The organism is Micromonospora sp. NPDC049366 (assembly GCF_044466625.1).
GTDB lineage: Bacteria > Actinomycetota > Actinomycetes > Mycobacteriales > Micromonosporaceae > Micromonospora.
The window spans coordinates 1-20899 of the sequence record NZ_JBITMV010000016.1; the positions used below are offsets into that span (position 1 = coordinate 1).

The 20899-nt window shown below is 73.1% G+C and carries 18 protein-coding genes, 1 tRNA gene and 2 pseudogenes; 11 read left to right on the plus strand and 10 right to left on the minus strand.

Annotated elements, in window-relative coordinates; all coding sequences use genetic code 11:
* The first annotated feature begins 138 nt into the window (after nucleotides 1-138).
* The gene (locus ACIBTV_RS22170; protein ID WP_396707964.1) at nucleotides 139-432 is read left to right on the plus strand and encodes a tyrosine-type recombinase/integrase; all 294 of its coding nucleotides are present in this window, start codon (nucleotides 139-141) and stop codon (nucleotides 430-432) included.
* A gap of 77 nt (nucleotides 433-509) precedes the next feature.
* Here the strand turns inward: ACIBTV_RS22170 and ACIBTV_RS22175 are convergent.
* The 7 genes and pseudogenes from ACIBTV_RS22175 to ACIBTV_RS22205 all read right to left on the minus strand — a co-directional run bounded on the left by ACIBTV_RS22175 (nucleotide 510) and on the right by ACIBTV_RS22205 (nucleotide 5471).
* Nucleotides 510-581: transfer RNA gene (locus tag ACIBTV_RS22175), tRNA-Val, on the minus strand.
* A gap of 82 nt (nucleotides 582-663) precedes the next feature.
* Nucleotides 664-1128, minus strand: a complete 465-nt coding sequence (locus ACIBTV_RS22180; RefSeq protein ID WP_396707632.1) for a peroxiredoxin — start codon at nucleotides 1126-1128, stop codon at nucleotides 664-666.
* Between the two features lie 104 nt (nucleotides 1129-1232).
* On the minus strand, nucleotides 1233-1670 hold the full coding sequence (locus ACIBTV_RS22185; RefSeq protein ID WP_396707634.1) for a DUF3052 domain-containing protein: 438 nt from the start codon (nucleotides 1668-1670) through the stop codon (nucleotides 1233-1235).
* 112 nt (nucleotides 1671-1782) lie between these two features.
* A pseudogene (locus tag ACIBTV_RS22190) lies at nucleotides 1783-3747 on the minus strand (thiamine pyrophosphate-dependent enzyme); the annotation flags it as partial.
* 429 nt (nucleotides 3748-4176) lie between these two features.
* A pseudogene (locus ACIBTV_RS22195) lies at nucleotides 4177-4515 on the minus strand (transketolase); the annotation flags it as partial.
* A 179-nt stretch (nucleotides 4516-4694) separates the two neighbouring features.
* Complete coding sequence (locus tag ACIBTV_RS22200) at nucleotides 4695-5099, minus strand: YjbQ family protein (protein WP_396707636.1); 405 nt, start codon at nucleotides 5097-5099, stop codon at nucleotides 4695-4697.
* A gap of 69 nt (nucleotides 5100-5168) precedes the next feature.
* Entirely contained in the window at nucleotides 5169-5471 is a 303-nt protein-coding gene (locus ACIBTV_RS22205; protein ID WP_396707638.1) for a hypothetical protein, read from the minus strand.
* Nucleotides 5472-5647: 176 nt separating this feature from the next.
* Here ACIBTV_RS22205 and aceE point away from each other — a divergent pair, with 176 nt between their 5' ends.
* Nucleotides 5648-8392 (plus strand): pyruvate dehydrogenase (acetyl-transferring), homodimeric type, encoded by a 2745-nt coding sequence (aceE, locus tag ACIBTV_RS22210; RefSeq protein WP_396707640.1) that lies wholly within the window; start codon nucleotides 5648-5650, stop codon nucleotides 8390-8392.
* 303 nt (nucleotides 8393-8695) lie between these two features.
* On the opposite strand, the gene ACIBTV_RS22215 is transcribed toward aceE, so the two are convergent.
* Nucleotides 8696-9142, minus strand: a complete 447-nt coding sequence (locus ACIBTV_RS22215; RefSeq protein ID WP_091596218.1) for an SRPBCC family protein — start codon at nucleotides 9140-9142, stop codon at nucleotides 8696-8698.
* A 186-nt stretch (nucleotides 9143-9328) separates the two neighbouring features.
* Between ACIBTV_RS22215 and ACIBTV_RS22220 the strand changes: the two genes are divergently transcribed.
* The 3 genes from ACIBTV_RS22220 to gltX are packed head-to-tail and all read left to right on the plus strand — an operon-like array spanning nucleotide 9329 to nucleotide 13410.
* Complete coding sequence (locus tag ACIBTV_RS22220) at nucleotides 9329-10678, plus strand: GH1 family beta-glucosidase (protein ID WP_396707642.1); 1350 nt, start codon at nucleotides 9329-9331, stop codon at nucleotides 10676-10678.
* Nucleotides 10675-11952, plus strand: a complete 1278-nt coding sequence (locus tag ACIBTV_RS22225; RefSeq protein ID WP_396707644.1) for an MFS transporter — start codon at nucleotides 10675-10677, stop codon at nucleotides 11950-11952. The genes ACIBTV_RS22220 and ACIBTV_RS22225 overlap by 4 nt, the downstream gene beginning before the upstream one ends.
* A gap of 48 nt (nucleotides 11953-12000) precedes the next feature.
* A complete protein-coding gene (gene gltX, locus ACIBTV_RS22230) occupies nucleotides 12001-13410 on the plus strand; it encodes a glutamate--tRNA ligase (RefSeq protein WP_396707646.1) in 1410 nt (469 codons plus the stop codon).
* A 68-nt stretch (nucleotides 13411-13478) separates the two neighbouring features.
* Here the strand turns inward: gltX and ACIBTV_RS22235 are convergent, their stop codons facing one another.
* Complete coding sequence (locus tag ACIBTV_RS22235; RefSeq protein ID WP_396707648.1) at nucleotides 13479-14132, minus strand: copper resistance protein CopC; 654 nt, start codon at nucleotides 14130-14132, stop codon at nucleotides 13479-13481.
* A 223-nt stretch (nucleotides 14133-14355) separates the two neighbouring features.
* Between ACIBTV_RS22235 and ACIBTV_RS22240 the strand changes: the two genes are divergently transcribed.
* A complete protein-coding gene (locus tag ACIBTV_RS22240; RefSeq protein WP_396707650.1) occupies nucleotides 14356-15000 on the plus strand; it encodes a hypothetical protein in 645 nt (214 codons plus the stop codon).
* Between the two features lie 148 nt (nucleotides 15001-15148).
* Here the strand turns inward: ACIBTV_RS22240 and ACIBTV_RS22245 are convergent, their stop codons facing one another.
* Nucleotides 15149-15556: a hypothetical protein gene (locus ACIBTV_RS22245; protein WP_396707652.1), complete on the minus strand. Its 408-nt coding sequence runs from the start codon at nucleotides 15554-15556 to the stop codon at nucleotides 15149-15151.
* 219 nt (nucleotides 15557-15775) lie between these two features.
* On the opposite strand from ACIBTV_RS22245, the gene ACIBTV_RS22250 reads away from it, so the two are divergent.
* From ACIBTV_RS22250 to fabF, 5 genes are all read left to right on the plus strand, one after another.
* Nucleotides 15776-17035 carry a PucR family transcriptional regulator gene (locus ACIBTV_RS22250; protein ID WP_396707654.1) on the plus strand — a complete coding sequence of 420 codons (1260 nt, stop codon included), beginning with the start codon at nucleotides 15776-15778 and terminating at the stop codon, nucleotides 17033-17035.
* 78 nt (nucleotides 17036-17113) lie between these two features.
* Nucleotides 17114-18283, plus strand: a complete 1170-nt coding sequence (locus tag ACIBTV_RS22255; protein ID WP_396707656.1) for an acyltransferase domain-containing protein — start codon at nucleotides 17114-17116, stop codon at nucleotides 18281-18283.
* 32 nt (nucleotides 18284-18315) lie between these two features.
* Nucleotides 18316-19260, plus strand: a complete 945-nt coding sequence (locus tag ACIBTV_RS22260; RefSeq protein WP_396707658.1) for a beta-ketoacyl-ACP synthase III — start codon at nucleotides 18316-18318, stop codon at nucleotides 19258-19260.
* A gap of 84 nt (nucleotides 19261-19344) precedes the next feature.
* Nucleotides 19345-19584, plus strand: a complete 240-nt coding sequence (locus tag ACIBTV_RS22265) for an acyl carrier protein (protein ID WP_007072348.1) — start codon at nucleotides 19345-19347, stop codon at nucleotides 19582-19584.
* 2 nt (nucleotides 19585-19586) lie between these two features.
* Complete coding sequence (gene fabF / locus ACIBTV_RS22270) at nucleotides 19587-20813, plus strand: beta-ketoacyl-ACP synthase II (protein ID WP_396707660.1); 1227 nt, start codon at nucleotides 19587-19589, stop codon at nucleotides 20811-20813.
* Nucleotides 20814-20899: the final 86 nt, after the last annotated feature.

Below are 20899 nucleotides of genomic sequence, written 5' to 3' on the forward strand. Positions count from 1 at the left end.
GGGCTTCGACGTCATGCTGATGTGCTCTCCTCAGGGCCGTCCAGGAAGAGTATCCCCTGGTAGACGGGCTGTCTCACATCAGCGTGACAGGGGGGGCACCAAGAACGGCAGCGCAAGGAACGTTCTCGGTTGGCTGAGGTGTGGCAGGAACACGGCCTGGTCTTCCCCTCAGAGGTCGGCACACCGATAGAGCCCCGCAACCTGAACCGTCACTTCGCCGCCTTGCGGGAGGTGGCCGGCTGCCCAGACGTCCGGCTACACGACCTACGGCACACGGTCGTGTCGCTGCTGATGGAGCTAGGTGTCCCGCCGCACGTCGTACAGGCCATCGCCCGGCACGCCGACGTGAAGATCACGCTGAAGGTCTACTCGCATGCCAACCTCGACGCTATGCGTCAGGCGCTCGGGAAGCTCGACGGACGGCTCTCGTAACCACTACTGCTGTCACCGTTGCTGCCACCGCCCCGGGGAGTGATCTTCCTGGGGCGGTTTCGGCTGGTGATGGAGGGTGGGCGCGGCAGGTTTCGAACCTGCGACCCCTCGCTTGTAAGGCGAGTGCTCTCCCACTGAGCTACGCGCCCGGAACGCCCGTACGGCGGGCCGGTGGCTGGCAAGCTTACCTGTTCGCCGCCGGCCCGGTCGCATGGCGTCGCCGGTGGGATCTCAGCCGGCGGCCTCGGCCAGCGCCTTGCGCCAGCCCTGCTGGTCGCGGCGCTGCCCCGGCATGTTCATCTCGGCGAAGCGGACCACGCCGGCCTTGTCGATCACGAAGGTGCCCCGGTTGGCGACGCCGGCGGTCTCGTTGAGGACCCCGTACGCCTGGGCGACCGCGCCGTGCGGCCAGAAGTCGGCGAGCATCGGGAACCGGTAGCCCTCCCGCTCGGCCCACACCTTGTGGCTGAAGATCGAGTCGACGCTGACAGTGAGCACCTGGACGTCGTCGTTGACGAAGTCGTCGAGGTTGTCCCGGATCTCGGTCAGCTCGCCCTGGCAGGTGCCGCTGAAGGCGAGCGGGTAGAAGACCAGCAGCACGGTACGCCTGCCCCGGAAGTCGGAGAGGCGTACCTCCTGGTTGTTCTGGTCCTTGAGGGCGAAGTCCGGCGCCTGCGCGCCGACCTCGATGGGCATGCGGGACTCCTCGCCTGCGGTGGAACGGCACGGGCCTGCCGACCCGGCGGCGTCCCCGCCGGGTGACCTGGGCTGCCGCGGTGGGCGGTGGCCTGCCGGGGCGGCTACTTCTTGGCCTTGGCCCCGCGGCGCAGGACCAGCCGGGCCCCGCTCCAGTCGCGGCCGGCGTTGATCGTCGAGGTCTGCTGGAGGCCGGCGGTGGGAGCGGACTCGGCGATCTCGCTGGGCTCCACGTGCCCGTCGCGCCCCGCCTTCGGCGTCAGCAGCCACACGACCCCGTTGTCGGCCAGCGGGCCGAGGGCGTCGACGAGGATCTCGAAGAGATCACCGTCGCCGTCGCGGTACCAGACCAGCACCGCGTCGACGACCTCGTCGGTGTCCTCGTCGACGAGGTCTCCAGAGCGGTCGGTGAGGGCGTCCCGGAGATCCTGGTCGACGTCGTCGTCGTACCCCATCTCCATGACGACCATCCCCGGCTCGATACCGAACCGGTCCGCCAGGCTGCGTACCCCGTCGGCGGCCTGACCAGCGGTCGCGCTCACTGTCGCGTGCCTCCTCATCTCGTCCCTGCTCGCGGCGTCCGGTCGACGCCGTCAGGCAAAGTCCACACAGTTGTGGCTCCCCGCGCAAGTGGCGCACCGGGTGGAACGGAATTTACCGTGCCAGGAGCGTGCGGGCACCCTCGGTAATGGCTTCCTCCGAGACCAGAACCTGACGCGCTGCCGGGCCTAATGGTACAAACGAGTCAACTCCGGCTACTCGCCGCGCCGCACCGACATATCCGGCATCGACCAGGGCGGCGAGCACACCCTCCCCGACCCCGCCGGACCGACGCGTCTCGTCCACCACCAGCACCCGGCCGGTCGCCGACGCCTCCCGGATGATGTCCGCGACCGGCAGCGGGGCGAGCCATCGGAGGTCCACCACCCGGGTGCCGACCCCCTCGCCCGCGAGCGTGGCCGCCGCGCGCAGCGACATCCGTACGCCGTTACCGAAGGTGATGATGGTCAGGTCCTCGGCCGAGCCCACCCCGTACACGCGGGCGCGGCCGATCGGCACGTGACCGCTCACCCACGCGCCCGGCTCGGCGTAGCCGGCGAGCCACTCGCCGTCGCCGTCGCCGTACAGGTCACGGGTGTGGTAGAGCGCGATCGGCTCCAGGAACACGCAGACGCTGCCGTCCACCGCCGCGCTGGCCAGGCAGGTCCGCAGCATGGGCGCGGCGTCGTCCGGCCGCGCCGGCACCGCGATGACCAGGCCGGGCACATCCCGGAGTACGGCCACCGAGTTGTCGTTGTGGAAGTGCCCGCCGAACCCCTCCTGGTACGCGAGCCCGGCGACGCGCACCACCATCGGGTTGCGGAACGCCCCCCGGGAGAAGAACTGCATCGTCGCCGCCTCACCGCGGAGCTGGTCCTCGGCGTTGTGCAGGTACGCCAGGTACTGGATCTCGGGCACCGGCAGCATCCCGGCCAGCCCGGCGCCCAGCCCCAGCCCCAGCACCGACGTCTCGTCGAGCAGGGTGTCGAACACCCGGGCCGGCCCGAACCGGTCACGCAGCCCCTTCGTGACGCCGTACACCCCGCCCTTCGCGGCCACGTCCTCCCCGAAGACCGCCATCTGCGGGTGGTCGAGCATCCCGTCGGCGAGCGCCGCGTTGATGCTCTGCGCGAGGGTCAGCGGGCCGGTCAGCTCCGGCGGCTTGCCGCCGAACGCCTCGGCCCGGGCGGCGGCGCCGGCACCACCGGCGCGGGCCGCCGCGTCGCCGATCGCCCGGGACACCCGGGCCGGGCGCCGGGGCGCCAGCGGGGCGACCACCTGGGCCGCGTCGGCGAGCTTCGGCTCGCCGATGACCTCCTCGGCCACCCGACGGACCTGCCAGCCGATGTCGTCGTACCGGGCCAGCAGCTCCGCGCCGTCGGCCACGCCCGCCTCCACCAGCAGCCGGGCGGTCGCGGTGAGCGGGTCCCGGTCCAGGTCCGCGGCGAGCTCGGCCGGGCTGCGGTACGCGGTCTCCGCGTCCGCGCCGGCGTGCCCCATCAGCCGTACCGTGCGCAGGTGCAGCACGGCGGGACGCCGGTGCCGGCGCACCCACTCGGCCGCCTCGCTCGCCACGGCGTACGCCTGGAACAGGTCGCTGCCGTCGGCGGTGAAGTAGCGGATCCCCGGCCGGGACCGTAGCGTCGTCTCCACCCAACCCCGCGGCGAGCGGACGCTGATGCCGAGCCCGTTGTCCTCGCACACGAAGAGCACCGGAATGCGCAGACCCGTGTGGTCGTACCAGCCGGCGGTGTTCAGGGCGGCCGTCGCGCTCGCGTGGTTGACCGAGGCGTCACCGAACGAGCAGACGACGATCGCGTCCGCCGGCCACGGTGCGTGCTCCGCGCCGCCGCCGCTGCCGATCCGGACGCCACCGCCGACCCGGCGGGCCTCCCGTCGGCGCAGCCGCTCGACGGCCAGCCCCATCCCGACCGCGCGGGGCAGGTGCGAGGCGATCGTGGACGTGGTCGGCACCACGGCGAGGTCGGGGTGGCCGAAGACCTTGTGCCGCCCGCCCGCGACCGGCTCCTCGGCCGAGGCGACCATTCCGCGCAGCACGTCCCGCGCCGCCTCGGCGTACGCCCAGGGCCGCTCGACCTCGCCCGCGGCAGGTCCGGCGGCCTCCCGGTCGGTGGTCCCCGAATCCTCGGAGGCCCGGGCGGGCGAGCCGGTGGTCCTGAACCCGTCGGACCGCTCGGCCCGCGCGTCGGCGGTGCCGTCGGTCGCCGGCCCGTCGACGGACGTGTCGGCACCGCCGGCCGAGGTGGTCGTTGCGGCACCCTCGACCGCGCCGACCGGGGCGGGGCCGCCCGCCGGGCTGGACGGGTCGGAGGGGTCGACCGGGGCGGTCCCGTTCGCGGCGGTCGCCCCGGGTAGGTCGGCAGCCGACCTGTCGGCGGCGGGGCCCACGGCGGCGGGGCCCTCGACGGTGGCGCCCACGGCCGCGGGGTCTACGGCCGCGGGGTCTACGGCCGCGGGGCCGTCGGCGGCGGGACCCTCGGCGGCGGCCTGGGCGGCCCGGACGCAGTAGAACGCGCCGGAGCGGTAGTGCAGCAGCGCCGGGTCCGTGGGGCGCAGCACGGCGGCGACCGCGGCGTTGCCCTCGTGGCCGGCGGAGCCGATGGTGTAGAAGCCCTCGCCGAAGCTCCGCAGCCAGCGGCCGGCCAGGTCGAGCTGCCGGCTGGTGACCTGCGCGTCGAAGAGGGCGAGCGCCTGCGCGCCGGTCAGCGTCGCGCCGTCGGAGACCGGCTCGGCCGGGTCACGCCGCCGTGGTGGGGCGGCCAGCGCGGCGAGCGTCTCCCGGACCCGGTCGTCGAGATCGTGCGGGGTGGTCACGTCGGACAGCATTACCGACGGGGGCCACCCGCGCCCAGTCCGGCACGAGTGACTCGGTCGGCCCCTGAGCACTCGATCGCGGAAAGAGTGCTCACACCGTGCGGGAGTGAGCACTCTTTCCATGAACGAGTGCGATGGCGGAAGCGGAGCGGGGCGGAGCGGAAGCGGGACGGCGGGGCGGCGGGGCGGGCTCAGCCGGGCAGGAAGGATAGGCGGACCTGGCGGGTGACGTTGTCGCCGTTGGTGTCCACCAGGCAGAGCGACTGCCAGGTGCCGAGCACGAGGCGGCCGGCGAGCACGGGCAGGGTCGCGTACGGCGGAAGGAAGGCCGGGAGCACGTGGTCTCGGCCGTGGCCGGGCGAGCCGTGCCGGTGACGCCACCGGTCGTCGGCGGGGAGCAGGTCGCCCAGGGCGTTGAGCAGGTCGTCGTCGGAGCCGGAGCCGGTCTCGATGATCGCCAGCCCGGCGGTGGCGTGCGGCACGAAGACGTGCAGCAGCCCGTCCCCCTGTCCGGAGACGAAGCCCTGGGCCTCGGCGGTGATGTCCCGCACGGTCGCCCGGGGGCCGGTCTGGACGGTGATCACGTCACTTCGCATACGTCGCATTCTGCCGCAGCGTGGCGGGGCGGTCGTCGAGGTCGCCGGCACCGACGATGCCGGCCCGGCCTACGACCCGCCGCCACCGGAGTCACCCCCACCCGACCAGCCGCCGCCGGTGTCTGCTCCGCCATCGCCCGTCGGGTACGTCGGCAGGACACCTCCGGCCGCGTCGTCGCGTCGGCGGGCGGCGGGCCGCGGTCGTCGCAGGTCGCGCAGCAGGCCGACGCCGAGCACGGCGAGGATCGCACCGAGCGCGGTGATCATCAGCGCGTCGGGAGTCCGGAGCCGGGCGGCGATCGTGCCGGCCACCGCGCCGGCCAGACCGACGGCCGTCATCGTCACGGCGAGCACCCTCGATGCCCATCTCATGCCGGCAGGGTAGGGAGATCGGACAAGCCGGCGGGGCAGGGCGGACGATGGCACAAAGTTACTGGTGGGTACCTGTGTTCAGCGTCGCGTCGGGGGGACCTAGACGTGACGCCGAGTGCCACGAGGGGGCAGGATGGCGCTAGAGACCTATCCCACACACAACCGAGGGACCGCCTGTGGCTACGGAACGCAAGCGCCCGGTGATCACCGCCGGCCTGCCGAGCCAGCTTCCGGACATCGACCCAGAAGAAACCAGCGAATGGGTCGAGTCGCTCGACGGGGTCATCGACGAGCGCGGAACCAAGCGCGCCCGTTACGTGATGCTGCGCCTGCTGGAGCGGGCCCGCGAGCGCCAGGTCGGGGTGCCGTCCCTGACCACCACGGACTACATCAACACCATCGCGCCGGAGCGGGAGCCCTGGTTCCCGGGTGACGAGCACGTCGAGCGGCGGATCCGGGCCTACATCCGGTGGAACGCCGCGATGCTGGTGCACCGGGCCCAGCGCCCGGAGATCGGCGTCGGTGGCCACATCTCCACCTTCGCCAGCTCCGCGTCGCTCTACGAGGTGGGCTTCAACCACTTCTTCCGGGGCAAGAACCACCCGGGCGGCGGCGACCACATCTTCTACCAGGGCCACGCCTCCCCCGGCATGTACGCGCGGGCGTTCCTGGAGGGTCGGCTCAGCGAGGACCAGCTCGACGGGTTCCGCCAGGAGCTGTCCCACCCGGGCGGCGGCCTGCCGTCGTACCCGCACCCGCGGCTGATGCCCGACTTCTGGGAGTTCCCCACCGTCTCGATGGGTCTGGGCGGCCTGAACGCGATCTACCAGGCGCGGTTCAACCGCTACCTGCACCACCGCGGCATCAAGGACACGTCCGACCAGCACGTCTGGGCGTTCCTCGGTGACGGCGAGATGGACGAGCCGGAGACCCTCGGCGCGATCGGCGTGGCCGCCCGCGAGGAGCTCGACAACCTCACGTTCGTGATCAACTGCAACCTGCAGCGGCTGGACGGCCCCGTGCGGGGCAACGGCAAGGTCATGCAGGAGCTGGAGGCCTTCTTCCGGGGCGCCGGCTGGAACGTGATCAAGGTGGTCTGGGGCCGCGAGTGGGACCCGCTGCTCGCGGCGGACACCGACGGCGCGCTGGTGAACCTCATGAACACCACGCCCGACGGCGACTACCAGACCTACAAGGCGGAGTCCGGGGCGTACGTCCGGGAGCACTTCTTCGGGCGCGACCCGCGCACCCGCAAGATGGTCGAGCACCTGAGCGACGACGAGATCTGGAACCTCAAGCGCGGCGGCCACGACTACCGGAAGCTCTACGCGGCCTACAAGGCGGCCACCGAGCACACCGGGCAGCCGACGGTCATCCTCGCCAAGACGATCAAGGGCTGGACGCTCGGCTCGCACTTCGAGGGCCGCAACGCCACCCACCAGATGAAGAAGCTGACGCTGGAGGACCTGAAGACCTTCCGCGACCGGCTCTACCTGGACATCCCGGACTCGGCGCTGGAGGGGAACCCCTACCTGCCGCCGTACTACCGCCCGGACGACAAGTCCGACGAGATGCAGTACCTGCGGGAGCGGCGCGAGCAGCTCGGCGGCTACCTGCCGTCGCGGCGCACCAGCTCGAAGAAGCTGGTCATCCCGGGGCCGGAGCGGTTCGCCGACGTCAAGCGCGGCTCGGGCAAGCAGAAGGTGGCCACCACGATGGCCTTCGTCCGCCTGCTCAAGGACATCATGAAGGACAAGGAGTTCGGCAAGCGCTGGGTGCCGATCATCCCGGACGAGGCGCGCACCTTCGGCCTGGACTCGATCTTCCCGACCGCGAAGATCTACTCGCCGCACGGCCAGCGCTACACCTCGGTGGACCGGGAGCTGTTCCTGTCCTACAAGGAGTCGACGACCGGGCAGATCCTGCACGAGGGCATCAACGAGGCCGGCTCGGTCGCCTCGTTCACCGCTGCGGGCTCGTCGTACGCCACGCACGACGAGCCGATGATCCCGATGTACATCTTCTACTCGATGTTCGGGTTCCAGCGGACCGCCGACGGGCTGTGGGCGGCCGCCGACCAGATGGCGCGGGGCTTCCTGCTCGGCGCGACCGCGGGGCGGACGACGCTCAACGGTGAGGGCCTGCAGCACGAGGACGGGCACTCGCTGCTGATCGCCGCCACCAACCCGGCGGTGGTCGCGTACGACCCGGCGTTCTCCTTCGAGATCGCGCACATCATGGAGAACGGCCTGCACCGGATGTACGGCGAGGCGCAGGAGAACGTCTTCTACTACCTCACCGTCTACAACGAGCCGATCTTCCAGCCGGCCGAGCCGGAGGGCGTGGACGTCGAGGGCATCCTCAAGGGCATCCACCGCTACTCCCCCGCCCCGCAGGTCGACGGGGACGCGCCGAAGGCGAACGTGCTCGCCTCCGGCACCGGGATGCAGTGGGCGCTCAAGGCGCAGCAGCTGCTCGCCCAGGACTGGGGGGTGGCCGCCGACGTCTGGTCGGTGACCTCGTGGACCGAGCTGCGTCGCGACGCGGTGGAGTGCGAGGAGCACAACCTGCTCAACCCGGGCGCCGAGCAGCGGGTGCCGTACATCCAGCAGAAGCTGGCCGACGCCGACGGGCCGAAGGTCGCGGTCAGCGACTTCATGCGGGCGGTGCCGGACCTGATCGCCCGCTGGGTGCCGGGTGACTACACCTCGCTGGGCACCGACGGCTTCGGCATGTCGGACACCCGGCACGCCCTGCGCCGGCACTTCCACGTCGACGCGGAGTCGATCGTGGTCGCCACGCTGCGGCAGCTCGCGCTCCGCGGCGCGGTGCCGGCCACCGTGCCGGCCGAGGCGGCGAAGAAGTACGCGATCGACGACGTCCACGCGGCCCCGGTCGGTGAGACCGGCGGCGACAGCTAGACCGCGTCACGAACGAAGGGCCCGTGCCACTGGCACGGGCCCTTCGCGCATCTCAGCCCCCTGATCTCGTCGATCATGGACTTGTGGTGCCAGGTACGCCCCGATGAGCGCGTTTCGTCCACCACCACAACTGCATGATCGACGGAGCCACGGGCGCGCGGGCGGGGCGCCACGGGCGCCACGGGCGCCGCGCGGGCGGGGCGCCACGGGCGCGCGGGCGCGGGTGGGTAGGGCGGTGGCCCGGGGTCCCTGGCGGGGACGCCGGGCCACCGCCATCGCGGGCGACGCCGGGGACGGGCCCGGTCAGCCGACGGCGGCCAGGTCGGTCAGCCGGGCCAACGAGTCCTCCAGGTCGGCGCCGACCCGGCGCAGACCGAGCCGGAGCAGAGCGGCCTTGACCGGACCGGCCGGCCAGCGTACGACGATCAGCCGCACGACGGTGCCGCCCTCCTCCTCGTCGGGAGTGAGTTGCACATAGATCTCGGTGCGCGCCTCGGCCCGGGCGCCGGCGCCCTTGGCGCGTTCGCGCCACCCGATGAGGGTCGGCTCCTGATAGGCGATCACTTCAGCCTCATGCGCCGCGCCACGCCCGGCCTGGACCCGTTGCCGCCGCCCGAAGCCCTCCCCCGAGAGCACCTCGGCCGCGCGGACTCCCGCCAGCCAGGCCGGCAACTGCTCGGCCCGCTGCACGACGTCCCAGACCGCTTCCACCGGCGCCGCCACGTGCGCACTGCGTTCCACGAGGATCATTTCCGTCTTCCTCCAGTGAGGACATCCCACGATATCGGCACTCTATGCGCAAATTCGGACGTACCTGGACGGGTTTGGAAAAAGACACGCCGAAAACCATTGCGCACCGAGTCATCGCGGCCTATGGCGCATTCGCCGACGGCGTCCTAAAGTCCCGAGCACGTTTCATGTTGACCGGGAGGGCGCATGCCGACCGCACCGATGCCGCAGTTCCCCGCCGGATTCCGCTGGGGCGTCTCCACCTCCGCCTACCAGATCGAGGGTGCGGTCGACGCGGGCGGACGCGGGCCGTCCATCTGGGACACGTTCGCCCACTCCCCCGGTCGCGTCGTCGACGGCAGCACCGGCGACGTGGCCTGCGACCACTACCACCGCCACCGCGAGGACGTCGCCCTGCTGGCCGGGATGGGCGTCGACGCGTACCGGTTCTCGATCGCCTGGCCCCGGGTGCAGCCGGATGGCGCCGGGCCGGTCCGCGCCGAAGGGCTGGACTTCTACGACCGGCTGGTCGACGACCTGCTCGCTCACGGGATCGACCCGGTGGCGACCCTGTACCACTGGGATCTGCCGCAGCCCCTGGAGGACGCCGGCGGCTGGCTCGCACGGGACACCGCGCACCGGTTCGCCGCGTACGCCGACCTGGTCGCCGCCCGGCTCGGGGACCGGGTCCGGCTCTGGATCACGCTGAACGAGCCGTTCATCCACATGAGCCTCGGCTACGGGATGGGCGTGCACGCCCCCGGCCGGATGCTGCTCTTCGACGCCTTCCCGGCCGCCCACCACCAACTGCTCGGGCACGGGCTCGCGGTCGCCGCGCTGCGCGCCCGCACCACGAGCCCGGTCGCCATCGCCAACAACTACTCGCCGGTGCGGGTGTTCGGCGACACCGACGCCGACCGGGCCGCCGGCGCCGCGTACGAGGCGCTGCACAACCGACTCTTCACCGACCCGCTGCTCGGCCGGGGCTACCCGGACGGCACGGTCACCGACCCGTCGCTCGTCCACGACGGCGACCTGGCGACCATCGCCGCCCCGATCGACGTGCTGGGGGTCAACTACTACAACCCGACCGGCGTACGGGCCCCGGAGGACGGCTCACCCCTGCCGTTCGACCTGGTGCCCCTCGACGGCTATCCGCGCACCGCGTTCGACTGGCCGGTGGCCCCCGACGGGCTGCACGAGCTGCTCGGTTGGCTGCACCGCAGCTACGGCGACGGGCTGCCACCCATCGAGATCACCGAGAGCGGCTGCGCGTACGACGACGCGCCCGGCCCGGACGCACGGGTGCACGACCCGGACCGGATCGCCTACCTCGACGGGCACCTGCGGGCGGTCCGCGCCGCGCTGGACGACGGGGTCGACGTACGCGGCTACTTCGTCTGGTCGCTGCTCGACAACTGGGAGTGGGCCGAGGGCTTCACGAAACGCTTCGGCCTGGTCCACGTCGACTACGCCAGTCAGGCCCGCACCCCGAAGTCCTCGTACGCCTGGCTGCGGGACGTCATCGCGGCGACGCGCCGGGGGTCGGCGCGGTGACCACCGTCGACCCGACACCGACGTCGCTGCCGGCGGCGCTGGCCGAGCCGACGGCACCGGTCCGGCGGGGCTGGATCGCGTTGATCTTCTCGGCCAACCTCGGCGTGTGGATGGCCTTCTTCACCCCCATCCAGGTGCTGCTGCCACAGCAGATCGAGCGGATCGCACCGGGCGACAAGGAGGCGATGCTGGCCGTCGTCACCGGCGTCGGGGCGCTCGCCGCGGTGCTCGCCAACCCGCTCGCGGGCGCGCTGTCCGACCGCACCTGCCTGCGGGTGGCCGGGCGGGAGTTCGGCCGCCGGCACGTCTGGACCGCGGGCGGGGCGCTGCTGGGCGCGCTGGCCCTGGTGCTGCTCGCCGAGCAGCGGACCGTGCTCGGGGTGACCCTGCTCTGGGTCGCCGCCCAGGTCTGCTTCAACGCGATGCTGGCCAGCCTCACCGCCGCCGTCCCCGACCGGGTGCCGGTCGCGCAGCGTGGCGGCGTCTCCGGCTGGGTGGGCATCCCGCAGGCCCTCGGGCTGGTCCTCGGCGCGGTGCTGGTCACCGCCGTGGTCACCGGCAACGCGGCCGGCTACCGCGCGATCGCGCTCGCCGTGCTGGTCCTGGCGCTGCCGTTCGCGCTGTTGACCGCCGACGACCCGCTCCCCCGGGCACATCGGCCGGCGTTCCGGCTCCGCGCCCTGGTGGCCTCGATGTGGATCAGCCCTCGCCGGCACCCCGACTTCGCCTGGGCCTGGTTCACCCGGTTCCTGGTGCAGACGGGCAACGCGCTGGGCACGCTCTACCTGCTGTACTTCCTCACCGACGGCGTCCGGGTGCCCGACCCGGAGGGCTCCCTGCTGGTGCTCATCCTGCTCTACACGCTGGGCATGATGCTCACGGCGGTGGTCGCGGGTCGGCTCTCCGACCGCTCCGGCCGGCGCAAGGTCTTCGTGATGACCTCGGGTCTGATCATGGCCGTCGCGGCGACGCTGCTGGCGGTCGCCCCGGTCTGGTCGATGGCGGTGGTCGCCGCGCTGCTGCTCGGCGCCGGCTACGGCGTCTACCTGTCGGTGGACGCGGCGTTGATCACCCAGGTGCTGCCCCGGGCCACCGACCGGGCCAAGGACCTCGGGGTGATCAACATCGCGAACTCCGCGCCGCAGGTCCTCGGCCCGGCGCTCTCCGCGCCGATCGTGGTGCATCTGGGCGGATACCCGACGCTCTACGCGGTGACGGCCGGGGTGACGCTGCTCGGCAGCGCCCTGGTGGTGAAGATCCGCTCGGTGCCCTGAGCGGCACCCCTGGCCGAAACCGGTGGCGCCGCGCCGTAGGCTGGGGACGTGACGGTACGTGTACGCTTCGCCCCCTCCCCGACCGGTATGTTCCACGTCGGCGGCGCCCGCTCGGCCCTGCAGAACTGGATCTACGCCAAGCAGCAGGGCGGGGTGTTCGTGCTCCGCATCGAGGACACCGACGCGGCGCGCAACAAGCCCGAGTGGACCGAGGGGATCCTCTCCGCGCTGGACTGGATCGGCATCGAGCGCACCAGTTACGAGGGCCCCCACTTCCAGTCGGAGAACGCCCACGAGCACCGGGCCGCCGCCCAGCGGCTCTACGACTCGGGCCGGGCGTACTACTGCGACTGCACCCGGGAGGACGTGCAGGCCCGCACCGGCTCCCAGTACGCCGGCTACGACGGCTACCACCGGGACAAGGGGCTCGGCCCGGGCGAGGGGCGGGCGCTGCGCTTCCGTACGCCGGACGAGGGCGAGACAGTGGTGGTCGACCTGATCCGCGGTGAGCCCACCTTCGAGAACAAGCTCATCGAGGACTTCGTCATCGCCCGCGGCGACGGCTCCCCCGTGTTCCTGCTGGCCAACGTCGTCGACGACATGACCATGGGCATCACGCACGTGATCCGGGCCGAGGAGCACCTGCCCAACACGCCCAAGCAGCAGCTGCTCTGGGACGCCCTCGGGGTCAAGCCGCCGGTCTGGGCGCACGTGCCGGTGGTCGTCAACGAGAAGCGCCAGAAGCTCTCCAAGCGCCGCGACAAGGTCGCGCTCGAGGCGTACCGGGACGAGGGTTACCTGGCCGACGCGATGCGCAACTACCTGATGCTGCTCGGCTGGGCGCCCTCCGGCGACCGGGAGATCGTCCCGTGGTCGGTCATCGAGCAGGAGTTCCGGCTGGAGGACGTGAACCCCTCGCCGGCGTTCTTCGACGAGAAGAAGCTGCGCGCGTTCAACGGCGAGTACATCCGGGCCCTGTCGGTCGAGGACTTCGTCGACGCCTGCCAGCCGTGGCTGACCGGCACCGGGACCATCGCGCCGCCGCCGTGGCAGCCGGAGGAGTTCGACGCGGACGTCTTCGCCGCCGTCGCCCCGCTGGCCCAGACCCGGATCGCGGTGCTCAGCGAGATCGTGCCCAACGTCGACTTCCTCTTCCTGGCAACGCCGCTGATCGAGGAGGCGGCCTGGGCCAAGGCGATGAAGGAGGGCTCCGCGGAGCTGCTCGACGGGGCCATCGCCGCGTTCGAGGCGCTGGAGTCCTGGGACGCGGAGTCCACCAAGGCAGCCCTGGAGGCGGTCGGCGCCGAGCGGGGTCTCAAGCTCGGCAAGGCGCAGGCACCCGTCCGGGTCGCCGTCACCGGCCGGACCGTGGGGCTGCCGCTGTTCGAGTCGCTGCAGGTGCTCGGCCGCGAGCGCACCCTCACCCGGCTGCGCGCCGCCCGAGTCCGCCTGGTCTGAGGTTCCGCCGGCGGCGGCCGGGCCGGTCGTCCAGTCCGCTGGACCTGGCCCGGCGCCGCCGTGGGCGGTCAGCGGCGGGCGGCGCGGCGGCGCAGCAGCAGACCCGCCGCCAGGGCCGCGAGCACCACCAGGCCACCGAGGGCCCAGAGCCAGCCGCTCGGGCCGCCCTGCTCGTCGGAGGCCGGCACGATCGCCGCGGTCGGGCTCACGCTGGGGGTGCCGGGAGCGGCCGACGCGGTTGACGGGCTGGTCGTCGGGGTGGCGGGGGCGGTGCCACCGCTCGTCGCGGGCGCGCCGCCCGGGGACGCCGGGGAGGCCGACGGGTCGGCCGGGGTGCCGGTGGTGAGGGTGAACCGGACCTCGCCGGTGATCGGGTGCCCGTCGCTGGAGGCCACCTGGTAGCCGACGATGTAGAGGCCGGCCGCGCCGGGCTTGAACGGCACCCGGACGCGGCTGCCGGAGAAGGTCGGCGCCCCGCCGGCAGCATCCACATTGTCCGGTCCGGCAACTGTGATCTTCGTCGTACCCGGGTCCAGCCGGGACAGGAAACGCAGCTCGATCCGCTCCGGCGCGGCGGCCACGCGGGCACCGTCGCGGGGATCGCTGCCGGTCAGCGAGTTGTGCGCCCACGCCGGCGTCGCCGGCACCAGCAACGACACACCGAGCGCCACGCCGAGCACCCCTGGCACCAGCCCCGCCACACGTGCGACCCTGCCCCCCATGAACCCCTCCTGAAAGGTACGATCCGCCCGCTGATCAACGGCTGCTGATTAGTCGGGCCGAGATCGCAGATAGTTCCAATAACTGTTCCACGTGCTGCAACCAAACGACATTCTGCGGAGTCTTGAAGGTGGGCGCTCGCCCGCGCGGCGAGTCGACACCATCGGCGGGACCGGCACGTCAGGCGCAGCGAAGCCATCCATCGAACGGGGCGAGGAGGCGGCGATGGTCCGACAGGTGAGAAGGCTCGCCGCCGTGCTGGTGGGCGCCCTCGCGCTGGCCCTGTCGAACGGCCTCGCCGGCCCGGCGCAGGCCGCGCCGAAGCCGCCGCCGGGCGTGGACATCACCGGCACCGGCCTCACCGAGCCGCTGCGCCTGCGCACCGACACCCAGGCGGCCCAGGTCAACGCGCTGATCGACCAGGTCAGCTTCCTGCCGCGCACGGGTGCGGCCACCGGGCCGAAGCAGGCGGATCTCGGTCCGAAGTACACGATCGTGGTGCTCGCCGGTGACGCGCCGAAGCAGACGTACGACCTCTACCCGAAGGCCGCCGGCGGCCCGCGCATCTACCGCCCCGCCAAGCAGCCGGACGCGCGCAAGAGCACTGCCGGGTGGTTCCTCGGCCGACTCTCCATGTCGGAGACGCTGCGCACCGCCGGGGTGCCGCTCGAGCGGCAGTACGACACGGTCAGCGGCGGCATCGGCGGTGGCGAGCGGGTGATCCCGGAGGACTCGCTGAACCCGGCCGAGGACATCGACGAGGCGCTCGGGGAGCTTCAGCGTCTGCTGCTGCTCAACGTGGCGGTGATGCTGGTCATCACCACGGGCCTCGCCGGGATCGCGCTGCTCATCCGTCGCCGCACCCGCTGACGCGGCGCCACCCGCCTGCACGGCACGCGCCGCACCCGCCGGCCGGGTCACGCACGTTGAGCGAACGCGCCGCAAGCCGATGACGAGCCGCCCGCCGTCGCTGACCGGCCCAGCCGCCCGTCCGGGGCCCACTGTTGTCAGCTCGGGGTCAGCACCAGCGACGTGGGGGGCGCTCGCGCCGGGCGGCGCGGGCCGGCGGGCGGACCGCGCCGTGCCGGTGGGCGCCGGCCCACCCCGGCAGGTCGCTGCGGCAGCCCGAGACCGCCGGCACGGGCTCCGGCTCGACCGACGGGACCACCTCACCGCTGCGCTGTCGCGGGACCCCGACTTGCTCCTCGACGGGCCGAGGGCCGGGAGCCTCGCCGGGCCGGACGCCGGGAGCGTCGGCGGGCCGAGGGCTGGGCGCCTCGGCCGGGCGGTGAGCCGCCGGCTCCACCGGGACCGGCAGGATCGCGCCCACGGGACGCCGGTGCTTGGCCGCCGCCGGCTGGTCGTGGTGGCCCGGCCGGCAGGGCTCGCCCTGGGCGCAGCCGTGCTCGGCCTCCCCCTGCGCCATCCCGGTCTCCTCACGCTCGCTCCGCCCGCCGGCGGTGGCGCCGACGTGCCCTGACACCGTACTGGCCGGGACCGACGGGCCGCGCAGGGCCCGGACGGGCGTCCGCGTGCCGGTCGTCCTGACCGGCGGGGCGCCCCGACACGGGTGGAAGCCGCCCGCCCGACCGCCCCGGTGGTGCCCGCCGTGGGGGCGCAGCTCAGGGCATGTCAGGCTGGGGCCGTGGGGAACGAGCCGGGAGATGGGGAGCTGGGCGCGACGCTGCGCCGGATCGAGCGCGCCGCGGGTGCGCTGGCCACCGGCAGTGTCGCCCGGATGGACGAGACCCTGCCCTGGTTCCGGGCGCTGCCGGCCGACCAGCGCTCCTGGGTCATGCTGGTGGCCCAGGCCGGCGTCCGGTCCCTGGTGCAGTGGCTCCGCTCGGGCGGAGGCAGCACCGAGGGCACCCAGGAGGTGTCCGACGAGGTCTTCGCCGCGGCGCCGCAGGCGTTGGCCCGGTCGATCACCCTCCAGCAGACCGTGGCCCTGATCAAGATCACGATCGAGGTCGTCGAGGAGCAGGTGCCCCACCTCGCCGCAGAGGGCGAGGAGCAGCAGCTCCGCGACGCCGTTCTGCGCTTCTCCCGGGAGATCGCGTTCGCCGCCGCCCGGGTGTACGCCCGCGCCGCCGAGTCGCGCGGCGCGTGGGACGCCCGACTGCAGGCGCTGCTGGTCGACGCCCTGCTGCGCGGCGACTCACCGGACGTGCTCGCCAGTCGGGCCGCCGCGCTGGGCTGGACGGACGCGCCGCCGGTGGCGGTGGCGGTGGGCCGGTCCCCGGGTGGGGACGTCTCCGCCGTGCTGCAGACGGTGTACCGGCAGGCCCGCCGGATCGGCGCGGAGGTGATCGGCGGCGTGCACGGTGACCGGCTGGTCGTCGTGCTCGGCGGCGCGGCCGACCCGGTGGCCGCCACCGGGAAGCTGCTCGGCGCGTTCGGCGAGGGACCGGTGGTGGTCGGCCCGGCGGTGCCGAGCCTGGACGAGGCGACCGAGTCGGCCCGCGCCGCGCTGGCCGGGTTCCGGGCCGCTCCGGCCTGGCCCACCGCCCCCCGGCCGGTGCCCGCCGGTGATCTGCTGCCCGAGCGCGCCCTGGCCGGCGACGCGGAGGCCCGCCGACGGCTGCGGCACGACGTGTACGCCGTGCTGGTCCGCGCCGGCGGCGAGCTGCTGGAGACGCTGGACGCCTTCTTCGCCGCCGGCGGCACCCTGGAGAGCGCCGCCCGGGCGCTGTTCGTGCACCCGAACACGGTCCGCTACCGGCTGCGGCGCATCGCCGAGGTGACCGGGTTCTCGCCGCTCGCCCCCCGGGACGCCTTCGCGCTGCAGGTGGCCCTGACCGTCGGCCGCCTCGACCCGGTGGTCCCGATGGTCCCGACCCAGACATTGGGCCCAGCCGTGAGTAAATCCTCACAGACCGGTGATGACCACCGCCGATCTTTGTAGGATCTCTCCAAACGTCCTAGTTCGGTTTGGTCGAGGGCGGCACAGCGCTACCCACGCGTATCCGGGAGAGTCATACACGTGCTCGCCGTACTTTCCCCCGGGCAGGGTTCCCAGAAGCCCGGCTTCCTGACTCCGTGGCTCGACCTGACCGGCGCAGAGGCTCGCCTGCGTTGGTGGTCGGCCCTGGCCGGGGTCGACCTGGTGCCCCTGGGCACGGCCGCGGACGCCGAGGAGATCAAGGACACCGCGCGCACCCAGCCGCTGCTGGTCGCCGCCGCGCTGCTCGCCGCCGAGCACCTGCCGATGCACGACGTGGCGGTCACCGCCGGGCACAGCGTCGGCGAGCTGGGCGCGGCCGCCCTGGCCGGGGTGCTCCCCGCCGAGGCCGCGATCACCCTGGCCGGCGTACGGGGCCGGGAGATGGCCGCCGCGTGCGCGCTGGAGCCGACCGGGATGGCCGCCGTGCTCGGCGGCGACCCGGACGAGGTGCTCGCCGCGATCGAGAGGCACGGGCTGCACCCGGCCAACCGCAACGGCGCCGGCCAGATCGTCGCCGCCGGCGCGCTGGACGCCCTCGACAAGCTCGCCGCCGAGCCGCCCGCGAAGGCCCGGGTCATCCGGCTCCAGGTGGCCGGCGCGTTCCACACCCCGTACATGGCGCCGGCCGAGGCCGCGCTCGCGAGGGTGGCCGCCGGGATCACCCCGGCCGATCCGGCCCGGATCCTGCTCTCCAACCGTGACGGCGCCGCCGTCGACCACGGGCGGGTCCTTCTGCAGCGGCTGGTCCGCCAGGTCACCGCCCCGGTCCGCTGGGACCTCTGCATGCGGACGCTGGCCGACCTCGGCGTCACCGGCATCATCGAGCTTCCCCCGGCCGGCACCCTGGCCGGGCTGGTGAAGCGGGAGCTGAAGGGTCCGGACGCTCCCGAGATCGTCACTCTGAACACCCCGGACGACCTTCCGGCCGCGCGCGACCTCATCGCGCGGCACGGCGCGGCGCCGAGCCACGAGCCGGCCCTCCAGTTCCGGGTCGTGGTGGCACCCTCCGCCGGCACCTTCGCGCCGGCGCGGGACCTGGCCGAGGGCGGTACCCTCCGCGCCGGCCAGGTGATCGGCCACGTCGCCACCCGACAGGGCCCGGTCGACGTGACCGCGCACGACAGCGGCGTGCTCACCGAGTGGCTCGCCCACCACGACGACCCGGTCGCGCCGGGCCAACCGCTCGCCCGTCTCGACGGGCACCTCTGAGCGCACAGTCGCGAACGAAAGGCATGCACCTGATGGCCGGAAGCCGGATCGTCGCCCTGGGGCACTACCAGCCCTCCCGGGTGGTCACCAACGACGACCTCGCCCGCATGGTGGACACCAACGACGAGTGGATCCGCGACCGGGTCGGCATCGCCACCCGGCGCATCGCCGACAGCGAGACGGTGGCCGACATGGCCGCGGCCGCGGCCGGCAAGGCGCTGGCCAACTCGGGCCTCACCGCCGCCGACATCGACCTGGTCGTGGTCGCCACCTGCACCTCGGTCGACCGCAGCCCGAACGTGGCCTGCCGGGTCGCCGCCAAGCTCGGCATCACCGCGCCGGGCGCGTACGACATCAACACGGCCTGCTCGGGCTTCGCGTACGCGCTGGGCACCGTCGACCACGCCATCCGCGCCGGGGCGTCGCGCAACGCGATCGTCATCGGTGCCGAGAAGCTCTCCGACTTCACCGACTGGACCGACCGCTCGACCTGCATCATCTTCGGTGACGGGGCGGGCGCCGCCGTGGTCACGGCCGCCGCCGAGGACGAGCCGGCCGGGGTCGGCCCGGTCGTGTGGGGTTCGGTGCCGGAGAAGAGCGACGCGGTACGGATCGAGGGCTGGCGCCCATACATCCAGCAGGAGGGCCAGGCCGTCTTCCGGTGGGCGACCACGGCGCTGGCGCCGCTGGCCCTGCAGGCGTGCGAGCGCGCCGGGGTGGCCCCGTCCGAGCTGGCGGCGTTCGTGCCGCACCAGGCCAACGCCCGGATCATCGACGGCATCGCCAAGCGGCTGAACATCCCCGACGCGATCATCGCGAAGGACATCGTCGAGTCCGGCAACACCTCCGCGGCGAGTGTGCCGCTGGCCCTGTCGAAGCTGGTCGAGCGGCGGGAGGTGCCCTCGGGGGCGCCGGTGCTGCTGTTCGGCTTCGGTGGCGGCCTGACCTACGCCGGTCAGGTCGTCCGGTGCCCCTGAGTCCCGCCTCGACGCGTCCGCGTCGACGGATCGTCGGTGGCGAGGCCGCCGACGTGATCAACCCGATGAGAGGAACCCACCGCAATGACCCGTGACGAGATCACCGCCGGCCTCGCCGAGATCCTCGAAGAGGTTGCCGGGGTGAACCCGGACGACGTGGCCGAGGGGAAGTCCTTCACCGACGACCTGGACGTCGACTCGCTCTCCATGGTGGAGGTCGTGGTGGCGGCCGAGGAGAAGTTCGGCGTCAAGATCCCGGACAACGAGGTGCAGAACCTGAAGACCGTCGGGGACGCGGTCTCTTACATCGAGGCGCAGTCCTGACCATGACTCGCCCCGACGTCGTCATCACCGGGCTCGGCGCGACGACCCCGCTCGGCGGGGACGTCGCGTCGACCTGGGAGGCCATGGTCGCCGGCCGCTCCGGGGTGAGTGCGCTCACCCAGGAGTGGGCGGCGCAACTGCCGGTACGGATCGCCGCGCAGTTGGCTGTCGAGCCCTCCGAGGTGCTGGACCGCGTCAAGCTGCGCCGGCTGGACCGCTCTCAGGCGATCGCGATCGTCGCGGCCCGGCAGGCGTGGGCGGACGCCGGTCTGGCCGACTCGGGCCTGGACCACGAGCGGCTGGCCGTCAGCGTCGGCTCGGGCATCGGCGGCGCGACCACCCTGCTCGCTCAGGACGACATTCTGGAGGCGTCCGGGCCGCGCCGGGTGTCTCCGCACACCGTGCCGATGCTGATGCCGAACGGCCCGGCCGCCTGGGTCGGGTTGGAGCTCGGGGCACAGGCCGGCGTCCACTCGGTGGCCAGTGCCTGCGCGACCGGCGCGGAGGCGATCGCGCTGGGCCTGGACATCATCCGGTCCGGCCGCGCCGACGTGGTGGTGGCCGGCGGCACCGAGGCCGTCATCCACCCGCTGCCCATCGCCGGGTTCGCCTCGATGCGGGCGATGTCGACCCGCAACGACGAGCCGGAGCGGGCCTCCCGCCCGTGGGACAAGGGCCGGGACGGCTTCGTCCTCGGCGAGGGCGCCGGCATCGTCGTCCTCGAGCGCGCCGACCACGCCGCCGCGCGGGGGGCCCGGGTCTACGCCCGGCTCGCCGGTGCCGGCATCACCTCCGACGCGTACGACATCGTGCAGCCGCACGCGGAGGGTCACGGCGCGATCCGGGCGATCTCGCGGGCGATCGCCGACGCGGACATCGCCAAGCGGGACATCGTCCACGTCAACGCGCACGCCACGTCGACCCCGGTCGGCGACATGCTGGAGATCGGCGCGCTGCACAAGACGCTGGGCGACCACCCGGTGCTCTCCGCGACGAAGTCGATGACCGGGCACCTGCTCGGCGCGGCCGGCGCGCTGGAGTCGATCGCCACCATCCTGGCGATCCGCGACGGGGTCGTTCCTCCGACGATCAACCTCGACGATCCCGACGAGGCCCTCACGATGGACGTGGCCGCCCACAAGGCGCGTCACATGGACATCCCCGCCGCTCTCAACAACGCGTTCGGTTTCGGAGGCCACAACGTGGCCCTCGTCTTCGCGCGGGTCTGACGCCCTCCCCCCGGAGGCTCACCACCACCCCGCCTAGGCCGTTGACGCTCCACCACGGGGCCCCGCGCTCGTCGAGCGCGGGGCCT